Source organism: Halomonas tibetensis (assembly GCF_042643535.1).
GTDB classification, from domain to species: domain Bacteria; phylum Pseudomonadota; class Gammaproteobacteria; order Pseudomonadales; family Halomonadaceae; genus Halomonas; species Halomonas tibetensis.
Window position 1 is genome coordinate 1 of the sequence record NZ_JBHRSQ010000014.1, and the last position, 20,222, is coordinate 20,222.

Here is a 20,222-nt window from a genome sequence, read left to right on the forward strand (position 1 = left end):
CGGCGATCTCGCGGACCCGCACCAGGCGCTGGCGATGGTCGTCGGGGCTGCCGTGGGAGAAGTTGAGGCGGACCACGTCGACGCCGGCCGCGATCATGGCCTCCAGCACGCCCTCGCGGTCGCTGGCAGGGCCCAGGGTGGCGACGATCTTGGTGCGGCGGATGGGGAGGCGGTGCGGCTGGCTCGACATCTCTGTCTCCTTGGCAAGGGTGTTTCATCAGGGTAGTAGCTTATCGGTAAGTTTACTACTTATTTGGGTAGGTTTACGGCGGTATTTTGCAATATTCCGGACTATTTTGAGATAGTCTCAGATAAATGATGTAAGTTTAGCAAAAAAATATTGAGTCCCACCCTTCCTTGAGGCACATTGATGACAGGACGAGCCCGAGGGCATGCCAGACAACAGCTGACCGCCATCTCTGGCCAGCGGTTAACTCTCGGAGACAACCACGTCACAACCGTTCTACTGCCATGGAGGAGAGAGTGATGACCCTCAAGATCGCCATCAACGGCTTCGGTCGCATCGGTCGCAATGTGCTGCGGGCCCTGTATGAAAACGGCTATCGCCACCGCGTTGAGGTGGTAGCCATCAACGATCTGGGCGACCCCGCGCTCAACGCTCACCTGCTTCGCCATGACACCGTGCATGGTCACTTTTCCTTCAAGGTAGAGCACGACGAGGCCAGCCTCAGCGTGGATGACGACCGTATCGCCATCTTTTCCAAACGCGACCCGGCGGCGCTGCCCTGGAAGTCACTGGGCGTCGATGTGGTGATGGAGTGCACAGGCCTGTTCACCAGGCGCGCCGCTGCGGCACATCACCTCGAGGCCGGCGCCAAGCGGGTGCTGATCTCCGCGCCGAGCCCGGACGCCGATGCCACCGTGGTTTACGGGGTCAACGAGGGCGTGCTGAGTGACGAACATCGGGTGGTCTCCAACGCCTCCTGCACCACCAACTGCCTGGCGCCGGTGGCCAAGGCGCTCAATGACAGCGTGGGCATCGAAAACGGGCTGATGACGACGGTGCACGCCTATACCAACGACCAGAACCTCTCCGACGTTTACCACAGCGACCCCTACCGGGCGCGCAGCGCGACCCATTCGATGATTCCCACCAAGACCGGCGCCGCCGCCGCGGTGGGCCTGGTGCTGCCAGAGTTGGCCGGCAAGTTCGACGGTCTGGCGGTGCGGGTGCCGGTGATCAACGTCTCGCTGGTCGACCTGGTGTTCACCGCCGGCCGCGACACCACCCGGGAGGAGATCAACGAGATCGTCACCAGGGCCGCCGAGGCGTCTTCTGTGCTGGCCGTCAACGCCCAGCCACTGGTCTCCATCGACTTCAACCATGACCCCCATTCCTCCACCTTCGATGCCAATCACACTCGGGTGAACGGCCGCCTGGTGAAGATCATGGCGTGGTATGACAATGAGTGGGGGTTCTCCAACCGCATGCTGGATACCGCCCTGGCCATGCAGGCGGCAAGCGCCGCCCGGCCTGAAGAGGCCTAAGCGGGAAGGGAGTATTTGGCAACACCCCGTGGCGAGGACGTCTTCGAAAGCGGCCACGGGGAGTTTGCTGATGGCTCTTTTCGTGGTGATCGGCTGAAAGCCGTCAGCCGCCATTGTTCAGTCGTTTGCCATCGAAAGCGAAGTGCCGAGCAGGTGCTGGGCGCCGGGAACCAGCCAGACCGGGTCCAGGCGGGTGTTGGCCGATTCGACACAAAGGAAGTGACGGGCGGCGTCGGCAGAGGTGTCCGTCGGCGGGGTATCGCCCGGATGCCAGACCACGGCGGAGTCGCTGCCCTGTCGGGCGACGCGCAGGCGACGCGTGCCGTCGTCCAGGGTGAGCTCGGCGTTGGTGTGGTAAATGCGGTCGAGGCCGCCGCGAACTCCCAGTTCCCCCTGCTGCTCGCACTCGGCGAACCCTGCCAGCTTGTCCAGGTAGCGGGCACCGGCCAGCCCTTCGAGACGGCAGGCGAAGGCGTCGCGCAGGGCCAGGTAGCTGTGCAGGGCGCCGCTGATCTTCACCGGCGTCTCGCCGACGTGCTCGGTGATCAGTTCCAGGTGCAGGCGGCGTCCATTGGCCTGGACCACCAGTCTCGGTATCAGCTGGCTGTGAAGACGTTCCAGCGGCGAGAGGTGCAGCTCTATGCCCTCTTCATGTTCGTCCACGGCGTCGAGGCGCCAGTCGGCCTTGCGCGCCGGGCCGTGAAAGGGGCCGCTGTGGTCCACCGACTCGTCGGCATAGCGGTCGTCGGCAAACCAGGGCCAGCACAGCGGGATACCTCCGCGGATGGTGCCGGGCAGCGCCTGGGGCGTGGGCGTCACCCAGAGCCAGCCCTCACCGTCATGAGCATCGGGTCGGAAATGAAGTACCTGGGCGCCCTGAAGCGAGATGGCGAGCTCTCCCCAGGCCTCGTTGGCCAGCCACACCTCGCGGCCGGCCCATTCGGCGCGCCGCTGTCCGCGGGTCTCGTTGAGCAGGGTTCTTAGCGAAGCGGGAATCATACGAGCCTCCTGGGCTGAGGGTGCGGTGAACAGTAGACAGCGGACTTGGCGTTGCAGTGGCGGCATAGCCTAGCACGGCTGTCTTCCCCGGCTCAGGCGTCCTCCTCGTGGATCTGCCCCGCCTGGCGTGCCAGGTCGTCTGCCTCGAAGCCGCCGAACGCCGAAGCGCCCTGTTCGGAGCCGCTGGCCAGGTGTCGTAAGCCGGCGAACAGCTCGCGGCCCAGGCCGATATGGTAGTGGTCCAGATCGCCGATGCGCTGCTTGCGCTCGGCCCACTCATGGGCGTCGACCTGGGCCTCCAGGCTGCCCCTGTCCGCATCCAGGCGTACGATGTCGCCATCCTTGAGCTTGGCCAGCGGCCCGCCGTCCAGGGCCTCGGGGGTCAGGTGGATGGCGGCCGGCACCTTGCCGGAGGCGCCGGACATGCGACCGTCGGTGACCAGCGCCACCTTGTGGCCGCGGTCCTGCAGCACGCCGAGGTAGGGGGTGAGTTTGTGCAGTTCGGGCATGCCGTTGGCCTTGGGGCCCTGGAAGCGCACCACGGCGATCACGTCGCGATCGAGTTCGCCGGCCTCGAAGGCCGCCTTGAGGTCGTTCTGGTCCTCGAAGATCTTGACCGGCGCCTCGACCACGCGATGCTCGGGCTTGACCGCCGATACCTTGATCACGCCGCGGCCCAGATTGCCGTCGAGCACGGTAAGCCCGCCGGTGGCGTCGAAGGGGGTGGACACCGGGCGCAGGACATCTTCGTCCAGACTCTTCTCCGGACCTTCCCTCCAGACCAGCTTGCCGTCCTCAAGGCAGGGCTCCCGGGTGTAGGCGGTCAGATCGCTGCCGAACACCGTGGGGATGTCGCCGTGGATCAGGCCGGCGCCGAGCAGTTCGCGGAACAGGTAGCTCATGCCGCCGGCGGCCTGGAAATGATTGATATCGGCCTGGCCGTTGGGATAGACCTGCATCAGGCTCGGGGTCACCGCGGAGAGGTCGGTGAAGTCGTCCCAGGTGACGGTGACGCCCGCTGCGCCGGCCATGGCCACCAGATGCAGGGTATGGTTGGTGGAGCCGCCTGAGGCCAGCAGCCCGACGATGGCGTTGACGATGGCGCGCTCGTCAATCTGCTTGTAGAAGGGGCGATAGTCGCCGCCTGACTCGGTGTTGCGGATCGCCTGCTCGGTGGCGAAGCGCGTCAGGGCCTCGCGCAGTTCGGTGCCGGGATTGACGAAGGAGGTGCCGGGCAGGTGCAGCCCCATGACCTCCATCATCAGCTGGTTGGAGTTGGCGGTGCCGTAGAAGGTACAGGTGCCGGGGCTGTGGTAGGAGGCGCTCTCGGCCTCCAGCAGTTCCTCGCGGCTCGCCTTGCCCTCGGCGAAGAGCTGGCGGATGCGTGCCTTCTCCTTGTTGGGCAGTCCGCTCTCCATGGGGCCGGCGGGCACGAACATCGCCGGCAGGTGGCCGAAACGCGCCGCAGCGATGAACAGCCCTGGGACGATCTTGTCGCACACCCCCAGGTAGAGGGCCGCGTCGAACATGTTGTGGGACAGGCCCACGGCGGCGGCCATGGCGATCACGTCGCGGGAGAAAAGCGACAGCTCCATGCCCGGTTGACCCTGGGTGACGCCGTCGCACATGGCCGGCACGCCGCCGGCGAACTGGGCGGTAGAGCCCATGCCGCGGGCGGCGGCCTTGATGGTCTCGGGGAAGGTCTCCAGGGGCTGGTGGGCCGAGAGCATGTCGTTATAGGCCGAGATGATGCCCAGGTTGGCGCTGTTCATCAGCTTCAGCGAATTCTTGTCCTCGCTGCCGCAGGCGGCAAAGCCATGGGCCAGGTTGCCGCAGGAGAGTTCGCCCCGATGCACGCCGCGTCGATGCTGATCCGCCATACGCGCCTCGTAGAGGGCGCGACGCTCGGCGGACCGCTCTCGGATGCGCCGGGTGACATCGGCGACGGTGGCGTTCAGGGGAGGGGTCGGCGTGGCCATGGGTCACCTCGGTCTGCGTGAATGATTAGGTAAGTTTACCAAATTAATGTCAGAAATCTTCCTTTTGATGGCCAAAATGCTGGGTTTTTATTTTTTATTACCGAGCTAGCGTTTCCTTGCGGTTAGAGCCCCAGCACTTTCAGCAGCCAGCGCCGGTAGGGGGGATTGAGCAGCCCCACGCCGTTGCGACGCGCCTGAATGAAGACGCTGCGTTCCAGGCTGAAGCGCAGGAAGCCGGCCTTGCCCTGGTAGGCGCCCATGCCGCTCTCGCCCACGCCGCCGAAAGGCAGGGCAGGGACAGCGATGTGCCACAGGGTGTCGTTGAAGACCACGCCACCGGAGTGGGTCGCCTCGAGCACTTTACGCCGCAATTCGGCATCGTTGGTGAAGGCGTAGAGCGCCAGCGGGCGCGGGCCGGCGTTGACGTGGGCGATGGCGGCGTCGAGGTCGCGCATGCCCAGGATCGGCAGCCAGGGCCCGAAGATCTCCTCGCGCATCAGCGCCAGCCCCTCGGTGGGGTCGATCACCAGAGTGGGGGGCAGCTTGACACCGCCGCCCGACAGTTCGACACGCTCTCCCAGGTCAATCACCCGGCAGCCATGATCGCGGGCTTCCTCGAGCATTGCGTCAAGCCGGGCCTGCTGGCGGTCGCCCAGCACGGCGCTGTAGTCCTCGCTGGCACAGCCCTTGGGGTAGAAATCGCTCACCGTCTTGCGCATCGCCTCAACGAAGTCGCCGAGCCGGGAGGCCTCGATCAACACGTGATCGGGGGCGATACAGGTCTGGCCGGCGTTGAGCCACTTGCCGAAGGCGATGCGCTCGGCGGCGTGTGTGAGGTCGGCATCGGAGCCGACGATGGCCGGGCTCTTGCCGCCCAGCTCCAGGGTAATGGGAGTGAGGTTGGCGGCGGCCGCCCGTGCCACCTCGCGGCCGACCCGCGCGTTGCCGGTAAACAGCAGGTGGTCGAAGGGCAGCGCCGAGAAGGCGCGGGCCGTCTCTTCGTCGCCGGTGACAATGGCGAGCTCCTCGGTGTCGAAGTAGCGCTCGGCCAGCTTCGCCATCAGCGCGCTGGTGGCGGGGGTGAATTCGCTGGGCTTGATCAACACCCGGTTACCGGCGGCCAGGGCATCCACCGCCGGCAACCAGGCGAGGTTCCATGGGTAGTTGGAGGGAGCCAAGATGCCGATCACGCCCAGCGGCTGGCGGTGAACCCGAGCCCGCCCCGGCTGGAGCCGCCACGGCACCGCCGCTCGCCGTGGGCGCATCCAGCGGCGCAGATGGCGCCGGGCATGCCGGGCCGCCTGCAGCACGGGGGTGATCTCGGACAGGCGACTTTCGGCATCGGCGCGATGGCCGAAATCTTCGGCGATGGCGGCAATGATCTCGTCGCGGTGGTGGCGGGTCAGCGTGGCCAGTCGCGCCAGGCGGTCGCGGCGGGTAGCCAGGCTGGGATAGGGCTCGGCCGCGAAGGCGCGGCGCTGGGCGTCGAACCGCGCGTGAAGTTCGCGGGCATCGGTCATGCAGGTCTCCATATGTCGATGAAGATGGAAGAGGGCTCGGGCACTGGGCACAATGTAGGCCTTATGCCAATGACTTGTCAGCTGCCGGAGCCGCCATGACTCAGCTTGTGCTGCAAGAACTGCCCGCCATGGAGGCGGTGCCGGCCGCGGCCTGGAACGCCCTGATAGGCGACGACCACCCCTTCCTGCGCCACGAATTTCTGCACGCCCTGGAGGCCAGCGGCTCGGTGAGCGCTGCTACCGGCTGGGTGCCGCGCCACCTCACCCTGTGGCAGGGCGAGGCGCTGGTGGGGGTGATGCCGCACTACCACAAGCATCACTCCTTCGGGGAGTACGTCTTTGACTGGAACTGGGCCGACGCCTGGGAGCGCACCGGCGGACGCTACTACCCCAAGGGATTGACGGCCATTCCTTATACCCCGGCGCCGGGTCCGCGGCTGGCGCTGGCGGAAGGCATTGACCCTCTGGCGGCTCGGGAGCGACTGGCGACGGCCTGGGAGGGAGAGGCAGCGGGGCTTTCCAGCTGGCATCTCTTGTTCGCCGAAGACGCCGAGGTGGCCGCCTGGCAAGCGGTGCGCCCCGGCCTGGTGGCTCGCCACGGGGTGCAGTTCCAGTGGCGTGATGCCGGCTATGGCGATTTCGATGGATTTTTGGCCGCCATGACCTCCAAACGTCGCAAGGCGATCCGTCGAGAGCGCCGCATCGTTGCCGACCAGGGGCTGACTCTGCATCGCCTGGCGGGTGAAGCGATCGACGCCGCGGCGCTGGAACACTTCTTTCGCTGCTACGAGATCACCTATCTCGAGCGCGGTCGCCACGGCTACCTCAACCTGGATTTCTTCCAGCGCCTGCGGGCTACCATGCCCGAGAGCCTGCTGCTGGTGCAGGCGCGCCTGGATGGCAAGCCGGTGGCGGCGGCGCTTTGTCTGCAAGGGTCCCGCACCCTCTACGGGCGCTACTGGGGCAGCGAGGTGATGGCCGATTGCCTGCACTTCGAGGCCTGTTACTACCAGGGTATCGAGCACTGCCTGGAGCGCGGGCTTGCCGTCTTTGACCCCGGCACCCAGGGCGAGCACAAGCTGGCGCGGGGCTTCGCGCCGCGCCTGCTCACCTCGCTGCACCATATCGCCGACCCCCGCCTGGGCGACGCCGTGGCGCGCTTCTGCGAGGGGGAACGGGCGCAGGTTCGCGCCTACTGTGCCGCCGCCGAGCAGGGGCTGCCGTTCAGGACGTGAGCGGGCCCCGGGTTAGTGGCATAATGCCCGCGTTTTCCCTTCACGACGGATGCTGTTCATGCTCAAGTGGTTGGCCATCGTGCTGCTGGTCCTGATCGCCCTGCTGCAGTATCGCCTGTGGCTGGGGGTAGGAGGCATTCACGACCTCGCCGAGGTGCGCGAGCGGGTGGCCGCCCTGGAGGCGGCCAACAAGCCGCTGCGTGACCGCAACGCCCGCCTGGGCGCCGAAGTGCTCGACCTCAAGACCGGCCTGGATGCCATCGAGGAGCGGGGGCGTAGCGACATCGGCATGGTACGCGCCGACGAGCACTTCTTCTGGGTGCCCGGCGTGGCGGTGGAAGCGATGCCGGTGGTCAATCCGTCCCCGGCGGTGAGCCTGGAGGCCGGTCAATGAGTGCCGCGCTCTGGTTGGTGGTGCCTGCGGCTGGCCAGGGTCGACGCATGGGAGCCGACCGTCCCAAGCAGTATCTGGAGATCGCCGGCCGCCCGGTGCTGGCGTGCACCCTGGCGCGGCTTTACTCGGCTTTTCCCGGGGCTCGGCTCTGCCTGTGCCTGGACGCTGATGACGCGCGCTTCGATCCGGCCTGGGTGCCCTTCGCCGAGTGGCGCCGAGTGTCCGGTGGCAACGAGCGGGTGGATTCCGTCTCCCATGCCCTCGAGGCCATCGCCGGCGAGGCGTCTGATGACGACCTGGTACTGGTGCATGACGTGGCCCGCCCCTGCGTCACCGTGGCGGATCTCGAGCGCCTGCACGCTGCCCTGTCCGATGATCCGGTGGGCGGGCTGTTGGCCTCGCCGGTGGCCGACACCATGAAGCGCGACGACGGCGCCGGCCGAGTGGCGGCCACCGAGCTTCGTGCCGGGCTCTGGCATGCCCTCACTCCCCAGGGCTTCCGCTATGGCCTGCTGCGCCAAGCCCTGGCCGCCGCGGTGAAGGCCGGCATTCCGGTTACCGATGAGGCTTCCGCGGTGGAGACGCTGGGGCTCTCGCCGCAGCTGGTGAAGGGACGCCGCGACAACCTAAAGATCACCCACCCCGAGGACCTGGCCCTGGCCCGGCAGATTCTGGCCGCCCAGAGCGCGACCGAGCCCGCCTCGGACCAGTCTGCGTCGGCGCCTGCGCTAGCTGGCGCAGGCGTTGTCGCTAGGGAAAATAGTGAGAGATGATGCGTATTGGCCACGGCTTCGACGTCCACCGCTTCGGCGCGGGCGACCACTTGATGATCGGCGGCGTTGCCGTTCCCTTCAACCAGGGCTTCGTCGCCCACTCTGACGGCGACGTGCTGCTTCACGCGGTGAGCGACGCCCTGCTGGGCGCCTGTGCCCTGGGCGATATCGGCCGTCATTTTCCCGACACCGACCCGACCTGGGAAGGCGCCGATAGCCGCGAGCTGCTGCGCCACGTGATGGCGCTGGTCCGTCAGGCCGGCTATCAAGTGGGCAACCTGGATGCCACGGTGATCGCCCAGGCGCCGAAAATGGCTCCGCATATCGCTGCCATGGCCGCCAATGTCGCCGCGGATCTTGGCGCCGAGGCTGGGGCGGTCAACGTTAAGGCCACCACCACCGAGCGGCTCGGCTTCACCGGCCGCGGCGAGGGGATCGCCGCCGAGGCGGTGGTGCTGCTGGTGCCCGCCGCCCTCGCCGCTGAGCGAGGAGTCGCCGGTGAGTAAAGCGACGCCAGTGAGGGAGGCCGCCTCCCGGCGCGAGCCGGACGCCATTGCCTGGCCGCCGACCTGGCCGAGGGTGCTCGACGCCGAATTCGGTTCGCCATCAGCGGGGGAGTACCGTGCCACTCCCGAGGACTTCCAGGTGGCCGAGGTGCTCGACTTCGTCCCGGAAGGCGAGGGCGAGCACCTCTGGCTGCACATCGAAAAGCGCGACCTGACCACCGCCATGGCGGTGCGCGACCTGGCCCGGCTGTGCGAAGTCTCGCCCCGCGACGTCGGCTATTCCGGGATGAAGGATCGCGTCGCCGTTACTCGGCAGTGGCTATCGGTGCAGCTGCCCGGGCGCGAGGCGCCCACCGGGCTGCACGATGCCCTGGCCGAGCGCGGCATCCGCGTGCTGGCCGAGGCGCGCCACCCGCGCAAGCTCAAGCGCGGCGTCCACCGCGCCAACCGTTTCCGCCTGCGCTTGACCGGGGCGGCGCTGGAGGATCCCGAACTGGAGGCGCGCTGGGCGCGGCTGGGGGAGGAGGGGGTGGCCAACTATTTTGGCCCGCAGCGCTTCGGGCCGGACGGTCGCAACCTTCTGCGCGCCCGCTCGCTGCTGGCCCGCGGCTGGCGCAAGCGCGACGACCGCGACGGCATGCTGCTCTCGGCGGCGCGCAGCTTTCTGTTCAATGAACTGCTGGCCGAGCGGGTGCACGAGGGCAGCTGGAACCGCCTCTTGGCCGGCGAGGTGGCGATCCTCGACGGCACGGCGAGCCAATTCAGCGTGGAAGCGCCGGATGCCGAACTGGACGGTCGGGCCGCGCGACTCGACCTGCACCCCAGCGGGATACTCTGGGGCGTCGGTGAATCGGTCGCCAAGGAGGCGGCCCTGGACCTTGAGCATCGGCTGCCCGACCGCTATCCGGCCCTGTGCGCCGGGCTCGAGCATGCCGAGGTTCGCCTGGCGCGGCGCTCCCTGCGGCTGCGGCTGGGAGAACCCAGTCTGACCCGCGACGAGAATGCGCTATGGCTCGCCTTCAGCCTGCCGCGGGGCGCCTTCGCCACTGCCGTGCTGCGCGAATTGATTGCCCACCCCACCCTGTGAAGGAGTCTGGCATGCGCCGACTACTGCTCTCCAACGACGATGGTGTGCACGCCCCGGGCCTGCGGGCCCTGCACGACGCTCTTGTGCCCCATGCCCGGCTGCGCGTGGTGGCCCCGGATCGCGACAAGAGCGGGGCCAGCAATTCCCTGACCCTGAGCCGGCCGCTGTCGTTGACCGATATGGATAACGGCTTCTATAGCGTCGATGGCACCCCGGCGGACTGCGTCTACCTGGGCGTCAACGGACTCTGGGACGAGAAACCGGACCTGGTGATCTCGGGCATCAACCACGGCGGCAACCTGGGCGATGACGTGCTCTATTCCGGCACCGTGGCCGCCGCCATGGAGGGGCGCAACCTGGGCATGGCGGCCATCGCTATGTCGCTGGTTGGCTCCCGCCATTTCGACACCGCCGGGCGGGTGGCGGCAAGCCTGGTAGGGGCCGCCGACCAGCTCTCGCTGCCGCCGCGCAGCCTGCTCAACGTCAACGTGCCGGACCTCCCCTGGGACGAGATCCGGGGGTTCCGGGTCACCCGGATGGGCTATCGCGGTCCGGCGACCCGGCCCCTCGAGGTGCGAGATCCGCGCGGCCGGGTGCGCTGGTGGATCGCCGCTGCCGGCGAGAACGCCGATGACGGCGCCGATACCGACTTCGCTGCCGTCGAGGCCGGCTACGTTTCCATTACGCCGCTGCAGACCGATTTGACTCGGCATGCGGCGATCGCTGACGTACAGGGCTGGCTGGATGCATTCACCTGAACAACTGCCGGAGCTGGTGCGCGGTGTGGGGATGACGTCCCAGCGCACCCGGGATCGCATGGTGGCCAGGCTTGCCGAGAAGGGCATACGAGATCCTCGTGTGCTGACCACTATGGCCGCAGAGCCGCGGCACCTGTTTCTCGACGAGGCGCTGTCCCATCGCGCCTACGAGGACACCTCGCTGCCCATCGGCCATGGCCAGACGCTCTCCCAGCCCTGGATGGTCGCCAGGATGACCGAGCTGGTGCTGGAGGCCGCCCCCAACCGGGTGCTGGAGATCGGCACCGGCTCGGGCTACCAGACCCTGATTCTGGCGCGGCTGGTACCGGAACTCTGGTCCATCGAACGGATCAATGCACTGCACCGCCGTGCCACCGAACGGCTGCGTTTGCTCGAGGCCCGTGCCGCCAGCTTGCGCTTGGCCGATGGCGGCCACGGCTGGCCTGAGGCGGCCCCCTTCGATGTCATCCTGCTGACCGCCTGTGCCGGCGAACTGCCCGCTCCGCTGCTGGCCCAACTGGCCGATGGCGGGGTGCTGATCACGCCGCTGGCCGATGCCCGGGGGGAACAGTGGCTGACCCGGGTGAGGCGCCAGGGCGATACATTTGAACAACAGCGTCTGGAATCGGTGCGCTTCGTGCCGTTGCTGGAAGGCGTTATTCGTTGATAGGAGTTCACGCTTGAAGCGTTACCCAGGAATCTTTCTCAGGGGAGCCGGCATGGGCGCCGCCGACGCGGTGCCCGGTGTCTCGGGGGGGACCATCGCCTTCGTCACCGGCATCTACGAGGAGCTGATCCACACCATCAAGCAGTTTGGGCCCAGTGCCTTCACCGCCTGGCGTCAGGGTGGGATGCCGATGCTGGTCGCCCACCTCAATCTGGGCTTCATTATTCCTCTGATGGCCGGCATCGCCGGCAGTCTGATTACCGTGGCCCACCTGGTGGTGTGGCTGATGGACGACTATCCGCTGCTGCTCAACGGCTTCTTCTTCGGATTGGTGGCGGCCTCGGCCCTGGTGGTGGGTCGCCATCCTTCCGACTGGAAATGGTGGCACCTGCTGCCGCTGGTGGCGGGGCTGCTGCTGGCCCACTCTCTGCCGGCGGTGATGCCGCTGATCACCCTGATTGGCAGCCCGGACCTGATGCTGATCGTCGGGGGTGCCATCGCCATCAGCGCGCTGCTGTTGCCCGGCGTTTCAGGGAGTTTCCTGCTGCTGACCATGGGGCTCTACGGCACCGTCATGCAGGGCATCCGTACCTTCGATTTTGGCCTGATCGCTGTCTTCGGGGTGGGATGTCTGATCGGGCTGTTCTTCTTTTCTCGCCTGCTGTCATGGCTGCTGCGCCGCCACCATGCGGCGACTCTGCAGCTGCTGGTGGGCTTCATCGTAGGATCTCTGCCGGTACTCTGGCCGTGGCGAGAACTGGTACGCTATCAGCTCGGCCCCGAGGGACAAATGATCCCGCTGGACTATCGCTATCTCACCCCGGGCGACTTTGCCATGCTCACCGGCGAGTCGGCCCAACTGCTGGCGGTGGCCGCGCTGATGCTGGTCGGTCTGGCGCTGGTGCTGCTGCTGGACCGTACCGGCCGGGGTCCGGCTACCGCAAGCACGCCCAAGGGGGCGAACAAGGAGGAGGCTTCCGATGCGTAAGGCAATGATGATTTCCGCTCTGACTTTGGCCATGACGGGCTGCGTTGCCCAACAGGGTCAGGCGCCGCAGGTGCAGGTGCGCGACCTGTCCGCGAGCCGCGAGCGCACACCGACCTCCCAGTACACCGTGGAGGCGGGCGATACCCTCTACGGCATTGCCTGGCGCCACAACATGGATCACCGCGACCTGGCACGCATCAACCGCATTGGCCCCCCCTACCAGATCCAGCCGGGGCAGCGCCTGGTGCTGGACCCCGACGGCCAGGTGCCGTCACGGGATGAGCAGACCACCGCGGCGGCCAGCGGTTCCGGGGCGGTGGCCACTCCGCTGGGCGGCGGTCAGCCCATCAGCGATGACGCCGGCAGCATGGAATGGCTGCTGCCCGATGGCACCACCGAGCAGGGACAACGGCTTTCCGCCCAGCCGTTGGAGGAAGAGGACGGCCCCTCTCAGGTCGCCATGGAGAGCAGTGCGGAAGCCGCCGGCGGCACCGCGGGTCCTGGACCTGTCTATGACTATGACAGTCCCGGCGCCGACGGCGACTTGAGCGAGCGCGATCTTGCCGAGAGACGTGCGGTCGAGAGCAGTGCGGCCGAGCGTGAACCGGAAACGTCCGAGCCCGCCCGTGACGTGGCGGCGACTGAGCCCGAACCCCAACCGGAACCCCAGCCAGAGCCCGCGCCCATGGCCCAGCCCGAGCCAGATGCCGGCACCGCCGTGGCCGGCGGCAGCCAGGCCCCGGATCGCAGTGCGCGCACCTTTACCCCGGTGGATGACGTCAGCTGGCGCTGGCCCGCTGACGGCGAAATTGTAGGTCGTTTCGGCGAGGGTGGCAGCATCACCGCCGGCATTGATATCGCTGGGCAAAAGGGGCAACCTGTCAAAGCCGCAGGGCCAGGGATCGTCGTCTATGCGGGCAGCGGGGTAAGGGGTTATGGCAACCTGATCCTGCTCAAGCATAACGACGATTATCTGAGCGCCTACGCCCACAACGATTCCCTGCGCGTGCGCGAGAACGATGTGGTCGAGGCCGGGGAAGTCATTGCGACCATGGGCGACAGCGACGCCGAAGATGTACGACTGCACTTTGAAGTACGCAAGAACGGCCAGCCGCAGGATCCCCTGAACTACCTACCGTCCCGCTGATAAGCCCTGTGGCTCTGTTGGCCCTTACAGCGGTGGGTTGTCACACAATAATAATCAGGTGCGCCGATGATCTTGTCTGGCATCGGTGACGGGACGCAACTACAGGGTAGCCATTGATGAGCATACTTGAACGGGACCTTCAGGATGTGAATCTCGATACGCTCGAGGAGAAGGCCGAGGGGTTGGCGGATGACGCTGCCGATGACCTTGACAATGACCAGGACGACGAACAGGACGACGAACAGGACGACACGGGCTCTCGAGGTGGTGACGAAGACGCCTTCGAGAAGGCTCTTAGCCGTGAGGATCGCCACAGCAAGCATAGCCTAGACGCCACCCAGATCTACCTCAACGAAATCGGCTTTTCGCCGCTGTTGACGCCGGAAGAGGAGGTCTTCTTCGGCCGCCTGGCCCGCAAGGGCGATCCAGCGGGACGCTCGCGCATGATCGAGTCCAACCTGCGCCTGGTGGTCAAGATCGCTCGACGCTATCTCAACCGCGGCCTGTCGCTGCTCGATCTGATCGAAGAGGGCAACCTCGGCCTGATCCGCGCGGTCGAGAAGTTCGATCCCGAACGCGGCTTTCGCTTCTCTACCTACGCGACCTGGTGGATCCGACAGACCATCGAACGGGCGCTGATGAATCAGACCCGCACCATTCGTCTGCCCATTCACGTCGTCAAGGAGCTCAACATCTATCTGCGGGCGGCCCGCGAGCTGACTCAGAAGCTCGACCACGAGGCCACCGCCGACGAGATCGCCGAGCACCTCGACAAGCCGGTGGAGTCGGTCAAGAAGATGATGAGGCTCAATGAGCGCATCTCTTCGGTGGACTACCCGGTAGGCGGCGACAGCGACAAGCCGCTGATCGAGACCCTGGCCGATGATAACGATCTGGGTCCCGAGTCTTCTCTGCTCGACGGCGACATCAAGCAGCATGTCGACGTATGGTTATCCGAGCTCACCGAAAAGCAGATGGAAGTAGTGGTCCGCCGCTTCGGCCTGCGCGGTCACGAGGCCGCGACCCTGGAACAGGTGGGTGAGGAGATCGGCCTGACCCGCGAGCGAGTCCGCCAGATTCAGGTCGAGGCGCTCAAGAAGTTGCGTCGTGTGCTCGACAAACAGGGTCTCTCACTGGATTCGATCTTCGCGTAGCCTGGATCGTTGCATAGCCCGCCCTTGCCGATTCTTTGCACGCTGTCTTGTCAGCATGCAGTGATTGGCCCCGAACAGGAATTGTAAGCCCATGCCCCGCCCGACCCTGACTCGCCTGGTTCCTCGCCCGTTGGTTTTCCTTGTGAGTCTGGCTGTGGCCGGCACTACCCAGGCCGCCGACCTCTGGACTGTCGCTCGTGACGCCCTCGATAACGATGCCACCCTGGCCGCATCCCGCTCGGGTTTCCTTGCCGTGGAGGCGGGGCGCGATGTGCAGCGCGGCACCCTGCTGCCCCAGGTGAGCGTCGCCGGCAACCTGACTCACAGCCGCACCTACGAGAGCCAGAATGATGGCCGGCTGCAGACGAGTGCCGACGACGACTTCAACAGCCTCGGGCTGAATCTGGAGGCCAGCCAGTCGGTCTACGATCCCGCGCGACAAGCTCAGCTCGACCAGGCCGAGCGGCGTGTCGACCGCGAGGCCCTGTCCCTGGCCGTGGCCGAACAGCAGCTACTGATCGATGTGGCAGACGCCTACTTCGAGATCCTGCGCGCCCATGACATCCTTTCGGCGCGGCAATCCCAGGAAACCGCCATTGCGCGTCAGCTCGAGCAGGCCCGCGAGCGCTTCGAGGTGGGGCTGATCGCCATTACCGAGGTCCACGAGGCCCAGGCCTCCTTCGACCTGGCGCGCGCTCAGCGTATCGCCGCGGAAAGCGCCATGCAGGTGAGCTTCGAGGCTCTGGAGCGTCTTACCGGTCAACGCTACGAGAGTATCAGCGTCCTCGCCGATGACATTCCCGTCGTGCCGCCGCAGCCCGTGGACCGCGGCGACTGGGTCGCCCTCGCCCTGGACAATAGCCCCATGCTGAAAATGGCCGAGTCCGGCATCGAGGTGGCGCGCAGCGAGCTCGACGTCTCCCGCGCTGGCCAGCTGCCCCGGGTCGAGGCCTTCGCCAGCTACGACGTCTCGGACAACGACCGCAGCGGCATCTCCGGCTACAACTCTGCCAGCCAGCTCGGGCTGAGGGCCAGCATGCCGCTCTATACCGGCGGCAGCACCCAGGCCCAGATTCGCCAGAGCGGCTTTACCTTGGAGGTTTCCCAGTACGACTTCGAAGCCCAGCGCCGCGATACCGTCCAGCAGGTGCGCTCGCTGTTTACCCGGGTGAGCAACGATGTGGAAACGGTGGATGCTCGTGCCCAGGCTATTGTCTCCAACCAGAGTGCCCTGGAGGCGACCCGCTCGGGCTATGAGGTAGGCACCCGTAACATCGTCGACGTGCTCAATGCCGAGCGTAACCTGTTCAACGCCATCTCGGACCACGCGGAGGCACGCTACGACTACGTGCTGGGCCTGTTGCGCCTGCAGCAGCAGGCGGGCCTGCTCGACGCCGAGTCCATCCAGGCCGTCAACGCCTGGCTGAGCGGCGAGGGGGAGGTGTCGCTGGAGCTGCCGCGGGTTGGCAACGACGACCCGGTGATGAACATTGGCGCGCGGCCCCAGACCACCTCCTGATCATTTCCTTCTGGAAAATGTTTTTTTGAGACTAATCACCAGGAACCACCATGAATTTGGTGGTTTCTTTCATGATGCAGCCTGTTTAACCATGGATAATGCCAGGCCTCGTTTGCCTGCCCTTTTTCTTCTGCTTCAGGATTTGCCATGGCCCGGCCGCTGATCGCCCATATCGACCTCGAGGCGCTGCGTCACAACTACCGTCTCGCCTGCTCTCTCGCCCCAGCAAGCGGCGCCGTCGCCGTGCTCAAGGCCGATGGCTACGGCCACGGTGCCGTGGCCTGTGCTCGTGCCCTCGAGGGCACCGCGCCGGCCTTTGCGGTCGCCTGCATCGAGGAGGCGGTGACCCTGCGCGAGGCCGGTATCAGCCTCCCCATTGTGCTGCTTGAAGGCATCTTCGAGGCCGGCGAACTCGAGCAGGTCGAGACCCTGGGCCTGTGGATGGCGGTGCACAGCGACTGGCAGGTGGAAGCGTTGCTCGCTCATCGGCTGGCACGGCCCATTCCCGTCTGGCTGAAGGTGGACTCCGGCATGCACCGCCTGGGCTTTTCACCCGAGCGGGCGGAAGCGGTATGGCGGCGCCTGGCGGCGGCACCGACCCACGCCTGCGACCTGCACCTGATGAGCCACTTCGCCACCGCGGATCGGGTCGACACCGGCTACTTTGCCGGCCAGATGGCGCGGCTCGAGGTCCTGGCCGAGCGGCTCGGCGCTCCCCTGTGCCTGGCCAACTCACCGGCAACCCTGGCCCGGGCCGAGGCCCACGGGGCCTGGAATCGCCCCGGGGTGATGCTCTACGGCAGTGACCCGCTGGAACATGCCAATGAGGCGAGCCGCCGGCTCGCTCCGGTGATGACCCTGCGCTCGGCGATCATCGCCGTGCGCGAGCTGCCCGCCGGCGAGCCGGTGGGCTACGGCGGGCGGTGGATCACCCCGCGGCCATCGCGGATCGGCGTGGTGGCCTGTGGCTACGGCGACGGCTACGACCGCCACGCCGTGGACGGCACGCCGGTGCTGGTGGCAGGCCGGCGCACCGCCATCGCGGGCAAGGTCTCCATGGACATGCTTACCGTGGATATCACCGACATCCCCGACGCCGATATCGGTAGCGAGGTGGTGCTGTGGGGCAGGGCGGCCAACGGTGAGGTGCTCAGCGTCGATGAGGTGGCCCGTTGCTGCGACACCATCAGCTACACCCTGCTGACCGGTGTGCTGCCCCGGGTACCGAGGCGCTATCATGGGTAACAGGCGTTCTAACTTCGCCCACCCCCGCTACTGGCCCGTATGGCTGGGCATCGGGGGTATGTATGTCGCCGCCTGGCTGCCCTGGCGGTTGAAGCTCTGGGTGGGCAAGCTGGTGGGTCTGGTCGCCTGGCGTTTCGCCGGGCGGCGCCGGCATATCACCGAGACCAATATCCGCCTCTGTTTCCCCGAAAAGGATGACGCTCAACAGGCCAGGCTGGTGCGAGACACCTTTATCGCCAACGGTATCGGCATCATGGAGACCGCCACCGGCTGGTGCCGCGACCCCGAACACCTGCGCCACCGGGTCACCTTCAAGGGCCAGGCGCACATGGCCAGGGTGCAGGCCGAAGGCAAGGGGGCGCTGATCATCGGCGTACATTTCTCCACCCTGGACCTGGGTGCCGCCCTGCATTCGCTCTATTTCCGTGCCGATGCCGTGCAGCGCCCCCACGACAACCCGCTTTTCGCCCGCTTTATGGGGCGTGCCCGAGATCCTTACTTCGACGCCATTATCGACCGTCACGACCTGCGCGGCGTGGTGCGGCGGATCAAGTCCGGCCACGGCGTCTGGTATTCACCGGACCAGGACTTTGGCCGCGAGGCCAGCGTCTTTGCCCCTTTCTTCGGCATACCTGCGGCCACGGTGAAGATGACCTCCCGGATCGCCCGCATGACCGGCGCGCCGGTGATCCCTCTCATGTTCCACCGCAACCCTGACAACCGCACCTACACCCTGGAGTACCTGCCGCCGCTTGATGACTTCCCCAGCGGCGACGAGACGGCCGACGCGACTCGGATCAACGCCTTTATCGAGGACGCCATCCGCAAGCATCCTGACCAGTACCTGTGGCTGCATCGTCGCTTCAAGACCCGTCCCGAGGGCGAGCCCGGTTTCTACTGACGCCGCAACGCGAAAAACCCCACGACCGCGAGGTCAGTGGGGTTCGTTCATTCTAGCCGTTTGAACTAGCCGCTAGACGGTGATGACCTGGCATTCCGGACAGGTCACCAATCAGGCGTCGATGCGCTTGTACTTCATGCGGTGCGGCGTGTCGTTACCGACCCGCTTGCGGTGTTCCGCCTCGTACTCCTGGTAGTTGCCCTCGAAGAACTCCACGTGCGAGTCGCCCTCGAAGGCCAGGATATGGGTGGCGATACGGTCGAGGAACCAGCGGTCGTGGGAGATCACCAGGGCGCAGCCGGGGAAGGCCAGCAGGGCCTCTTCCAGCGCACGCAGGGTCTCGATGTCGAGGTCGTTAGAGGGCTCATCGAGCAGCAGCACGTTGGCGCCCTGCTTGAGCGTCTGGGCAAGCTGCAGCCGGCCGCGTTCGCCACCTGAAAGCTCCGACAGGCGCTTCTGCTGGTCGTTGCCCTTGAAGTTGAAGCGACCCACATAGGCCCGCGACGACACTTCGTAGCCGTTGATGTTGAGCATGTCCTGACCGTCCGACACCGATTCCCAAACCGTCTGCTTATTGTCCAGGGCGTCGCGCAACTGCTCGACGTGGGCGATCTTGACGGTGTCGCCGATCACCACGTCGCCGCTGTCGGGTTGTTCCTTGCCGGTGATCAGTTTGAACAGGGTCGACTTGCCCGCGCCGTTGCCGCCGACGATCCCCACGATGGCCCCCTGGGGGATGGTGAAGGTCAGGTCCTCATAGAGCAGCTGGCCATCGAAGGCCTTGCTGACATCATGGAACTCGATGACCTTGTCACCCAGCCGCGGGCCGGGCGGAATGTAGATCTCGTTGGTCTCGTTGCGCTTCTGGAAGTCGCCGGACTGCATCTCTTCGAAGCGGTTGAGGCGCGCCTTGCTCTTGGCCTGACGGCCCTTGGCGTTGCTGCGCACCCACTCCAGCTCTTGCTTGATCGCCTTGTTCTTCGAGGCCTCCTGCTTGGCCTCCTTCTCCAGGCGCTTCTCCTTGGCCTCGAGCCACTGGGAGTAATTGCCTTCGAAGGGAATCCCCTGGCCGCGGTCCAGCTCGAGGATCCAGCCGGCCACGTTGTCGAGGAAGTAGCGGTCGTGGGTGACGGCCACGACGGTGCCGGAATAATCGTGAAGGAAGCGCTCCAGCCATGCCACCGACTCGGCGTCAAGGTGGTTGGTGGGTTCGTCGAGCAGCAGCATATCGGGGCTGGATAGCAGCAGCCGGCAAAGCGCCACGCGGCGTCGCTCGCCACCCGACAGGTTGCCGACGCGGGCCTCCCATGGCGGTAAGCGCAGGGCCTCGGCGGCAACCTCGAGCTTGCGCTCCAGGTTGTGAGCGTCGGAGGCCTCGATGATGTTCTCCAGACGCGCCTGCTCGGCGGCCAGGGCATCGAAGTCGGCATCCGGCTCGGCATAGGCGGCATAGACCCCGTCGAGCTTCTCCTGGGCCTCCTTGATGGCACCCAGCGCCTCCTCCACGGATTCGCGGACGTTCTTCTCGTCGTCGAGTTCAGGCTCCTGGGGCAGGTAGCCGATATTCAGGCCCGGCATGGGGCGGGCCTCGCCCTCGATCTCGGTATCCACGCCGGCCATGATGCGCAGCAGCGTGGATTTACCGGAGCCGTTGAGGCCCAGCACGCCGATCTTGGCGCCGGGAAAAAAGGACAGCGAAATGTCCTTGAGGATATGTTGCTTGGGGGGCACGACCTTGCCCACCCGATTCATGGTGTAGACGTATTGCGCCATGGGAACCCATCGGTTGGAGGATGTTCAGTGGCCACTGATGATAGTGGCCACTGCGGTCAAAGGCCAGC

Annotated in this window: 19 protein-coding genes; 14 read left to right on the forward strand and 5 right to left on the reverse strand. The window is 66.2% G+C overall.

Translation table 11 applies throughout. The features are described from left to right. Positions 1-190: pyruvate kinase (locus tag ACFODV_RS10690; protein ID WP_379758882.1), on the reverse strand; the 190-nt coding region annotated here is incomplete at its 3' end. Positions 191-486: 296 nt separating this feature from the next. On the opposite strand from ACFODV_RS10690, the gene gap reads away from it, so the two are divergent. Then, complete coding sequence (gap, locus tag ACFODV_RS10695; protein ID WP_379758885.1) at positions 487-1,509, forward strand: type I glyceraldehyde-3-phosphate dehydrogenase; 1,023 nt, start codon at positions 487-489, stop codon at positions 1,507-1,509. A 117-nt stretch (positions 1,510-1,626) separates the two neighbouring features. On the opposite strand, the gene ACFODV_RS10700 is transcribed toward gap, so the two are convergent. The 3 genes from ACFODV_RS10700 to ACFODV_RS10710 form a co-directional block, all read right to left on the reverse strand. Continuing rightward, positions 1,627-2,508, reverse strand: a complete 882-nt coding sequence (locus tag ACFODV_RS10700) for a D-hexose-6-phosphate mutarotase (RefSeq protein WP_379758888.1) — start codon at positions 2,506-2,508, stop codon at positions 1,627-1,629. 92 nt (positions 2,509-2,600) lie between these two features. After that, positions 2,601-4,487, reverse strand: coding sequence for a phosphogluconate dehydratase (gene edd / locus ACFODV_RS10705; protein WP_379758891.1), 1,887 nt, complete (start codon positions 4,485-4,487; stop codon positions 2,601-2,603). 122 nt (positions 4,488-4,609) lie between these two features. After that, positions 4,610-6,007 carry a coniferyl aldehyde dehydrogenase gene (locus tag ACFODV_RS10710; protein ID WP_379758894.1) on the reverse strand — a complete coding sequence of 466 codons (1,398 nt, stop codon included), beginning with the start codon at positions 6,005-6,007 and terminating at the stop codon, positions 4,610-4,612. A gap of 95 nt (positions 6,008-6,102) precedes the next feature. Between ACFODV_RS10710 and ACFODV_RS10715 the strand changes: the two genes are divergently transcribed. The 13 genes from ACFODV_RS10715 (at position 6,103) to lpxL (ending at position 18,381) form a co-directional block, all read left to right on the forward strand. Next, positions 6,103-7,242 (forward strand): GNAT family N-acetyltransferase, encoded by a 1,140-nt coding sequence (locus tag ACFODV_RS10715; protein ID WP_379758897.1) that lies wholly within the window; start codon positions 6,103-6,105, stop codon positions 7,240-7,242. A gap of 58 nt (positions 7,243-7,300) precedes the next feature. Further along, positions 7,301-7,636 carry a cell division protein FtsB gene (gene ftsB / locus ACFODV_RS10720; protein WP_379758900.1) on the forward strand — a complete coding sequence of 112 codons (336 nt, stop codon included), beginning with the start codon at positions 7,301-7,303 and terminating at the stop codon, positions 7,634-7,636. Then, positions 7,633-8,409: a 2-C-methyl-D-erythritol 4-phosphate cytidylyltransferase gene (ispD, locus tag ACFODV_RS10725; RefSeq protein WP_379758903.1), complete on the forward strand. Its 777-nt coding sequence runs from the start codon at positions 7,633-7,635 to the stop codon at positions 8,407-8,409. Before ftsB ends, ispD begins: the two co-directional genes overlap by 4 nt. Then, the gene (gene ispF, locus ACFODV_RS10730) at positions 8,409-8,915 is read left to right on the forward strand and encodes a 2-C-methyl-D-erythritol 2,4-cyclodiphosphate synthase (protein ID WP_379759526.1); all 507 of its coding nucleotides are present in this window, start codon (positions 8,409-8,411) and stop codon (positions 8,913-8,915) included. The genes ispD and ispF overlap by 1 nt, the downstream gene beginning before the upstream one ends. Before the next feature lie 10 nt (positions 8,916-8,925). Continuing rightward, positions 8,926-10,002 (forward strand): tRNA pseudouridine(13) synthase TruD, encoded by a 1,077-nt coding sequence (gene truD, locus ACFODV_RS10735; protein WP_379759529.1) that lies wholly within the window; start codon positions 8,926-8,928, stop codon positions 10,000-10,002. 11 nt (positions 10,003-10,013) lie between these two features. Continuing rightward, positions 10,014-10,760 carry a 5'/3'-nucleotidase SurE gene (gene surE / locus ACFODV_RS10740; protein ID WP_379758906.1) on the forward strand — a complete coding sequence of 249 codons (747 nt, stop codon included), beginning with the start codon at positions 10,014-10,016 and terminating at the stop codon, positions 10,758-10,760. Beyond that, positions 10,747-11,427 carry a protein-L-isoaspartate(D-aspartate) O-methyltransferase gene (locus tag ACFODV_RS10745; RefSeq protein ID WP_379758909.1) on the forward strand — a complete coding sequence of 227 codons (681 nt, stop codon included), beginning with the start codon at positions 10,747-10,749 and terminating at the stop codon, positions 11,425-11,427. The genes surE and ACFODV_RS10745 overlap by 14 nt, the downstream gene beginning before the upstream one ends. A gap of 52 nt (positions 11,428-11,479) precedes the next feature. After that, complete coding sequence (locus ACFODV_RS10750; protein WP_449271897.1) at positions 11,480-12,415, forward strand: DUF368 domain-containing protein; 936 nt, start codon at positions 11,480-11,482, stop codon at positions 12,413-12,415. Then, a complete protein-coding gene (locus ACFODV_RS10755; RefSeq protein WP_379758915.1) occupies positions 12,408-13,562 on the forward strand; it encodes a peptidoglycan DD-metalloendopeptidase family protein in 1,155 nt (384 codons plus the stop codon). Before ACFODV_RS10750 ends, ACFODV_RS10755 begins: the two co-directional genes overlap by 8 nt. Before the next feature lie 116 nt (positions 13,563-13,678). After that, a complete protein-coding gene (gene rpoS / locus ACFODV_RS10760; protein ID WP_379758918.1) occupies positions 13,679-14,716 on the forward strand; it encodes an RNA polymerase sigma factor RpoS in 1,038 nt (345 codons plus the stop codon). Positions 14,717-14,807: 91 nt separating this feature from the next. Then, a complete protein-coding gene (locus tag ACFODV_RS10765; protein ID WP_379758921.1) occupies positions 14,808-16,235 on the forward strand; it encodes a TolC family outer membrane protein in 1,428 nt (475 codons plus the stop codon). 147 nt (positions 16,236-16,382) lie between these two features. Continuing rightward, on the forward strand, positions 16,383-17,480 hold the full coding sequence (gene alr / locus ACFODV_RS10770; protein ID WP_379758924.1) for an alanine racemase: 1,098 nt from the start codon (positions 16,383-16,385) through the stop codon (positions 17,478-17,480). Beyond that, positions 17,473-18,381: an LpxL/LpxP family Kdo(2)-lipid IV(A) lauroyl/palmitoleoyl acyltransferase gene (gene lpxL, locus ACFODV_RS10775; protein ID WP_379758928.1), complete on the forward strand. Its 909-nt coding sequence runs from the start codon at positions 17,473-17,475 to the stop codon at positions 18,379-18,381. Before alr ends, lpxL begins: the two co-directional genes overlap by 8 nt. A gap of 111 nt (positions 18,382-18,492) precedes the next feature. Here lpxL and ettA read toward each other — a convergent pair whose 3' ends face one another. After that, positions 18,493-20,154 carry an energy-dependent translational throttle protein EttA gene (gene ettA, locus ACFODV_RS10780; protein WP_379758931.1) on the reverse strand — a complete coding sequence of 554 codons (1,662 nt, stop codon included), beginning with the start codon at positions 20,152-20,154 and terminating at the stop codon, positions 18,493-18,495. Between the last annotated feature and the right edge of the window lie 68 nt (positions 20,155-20,222).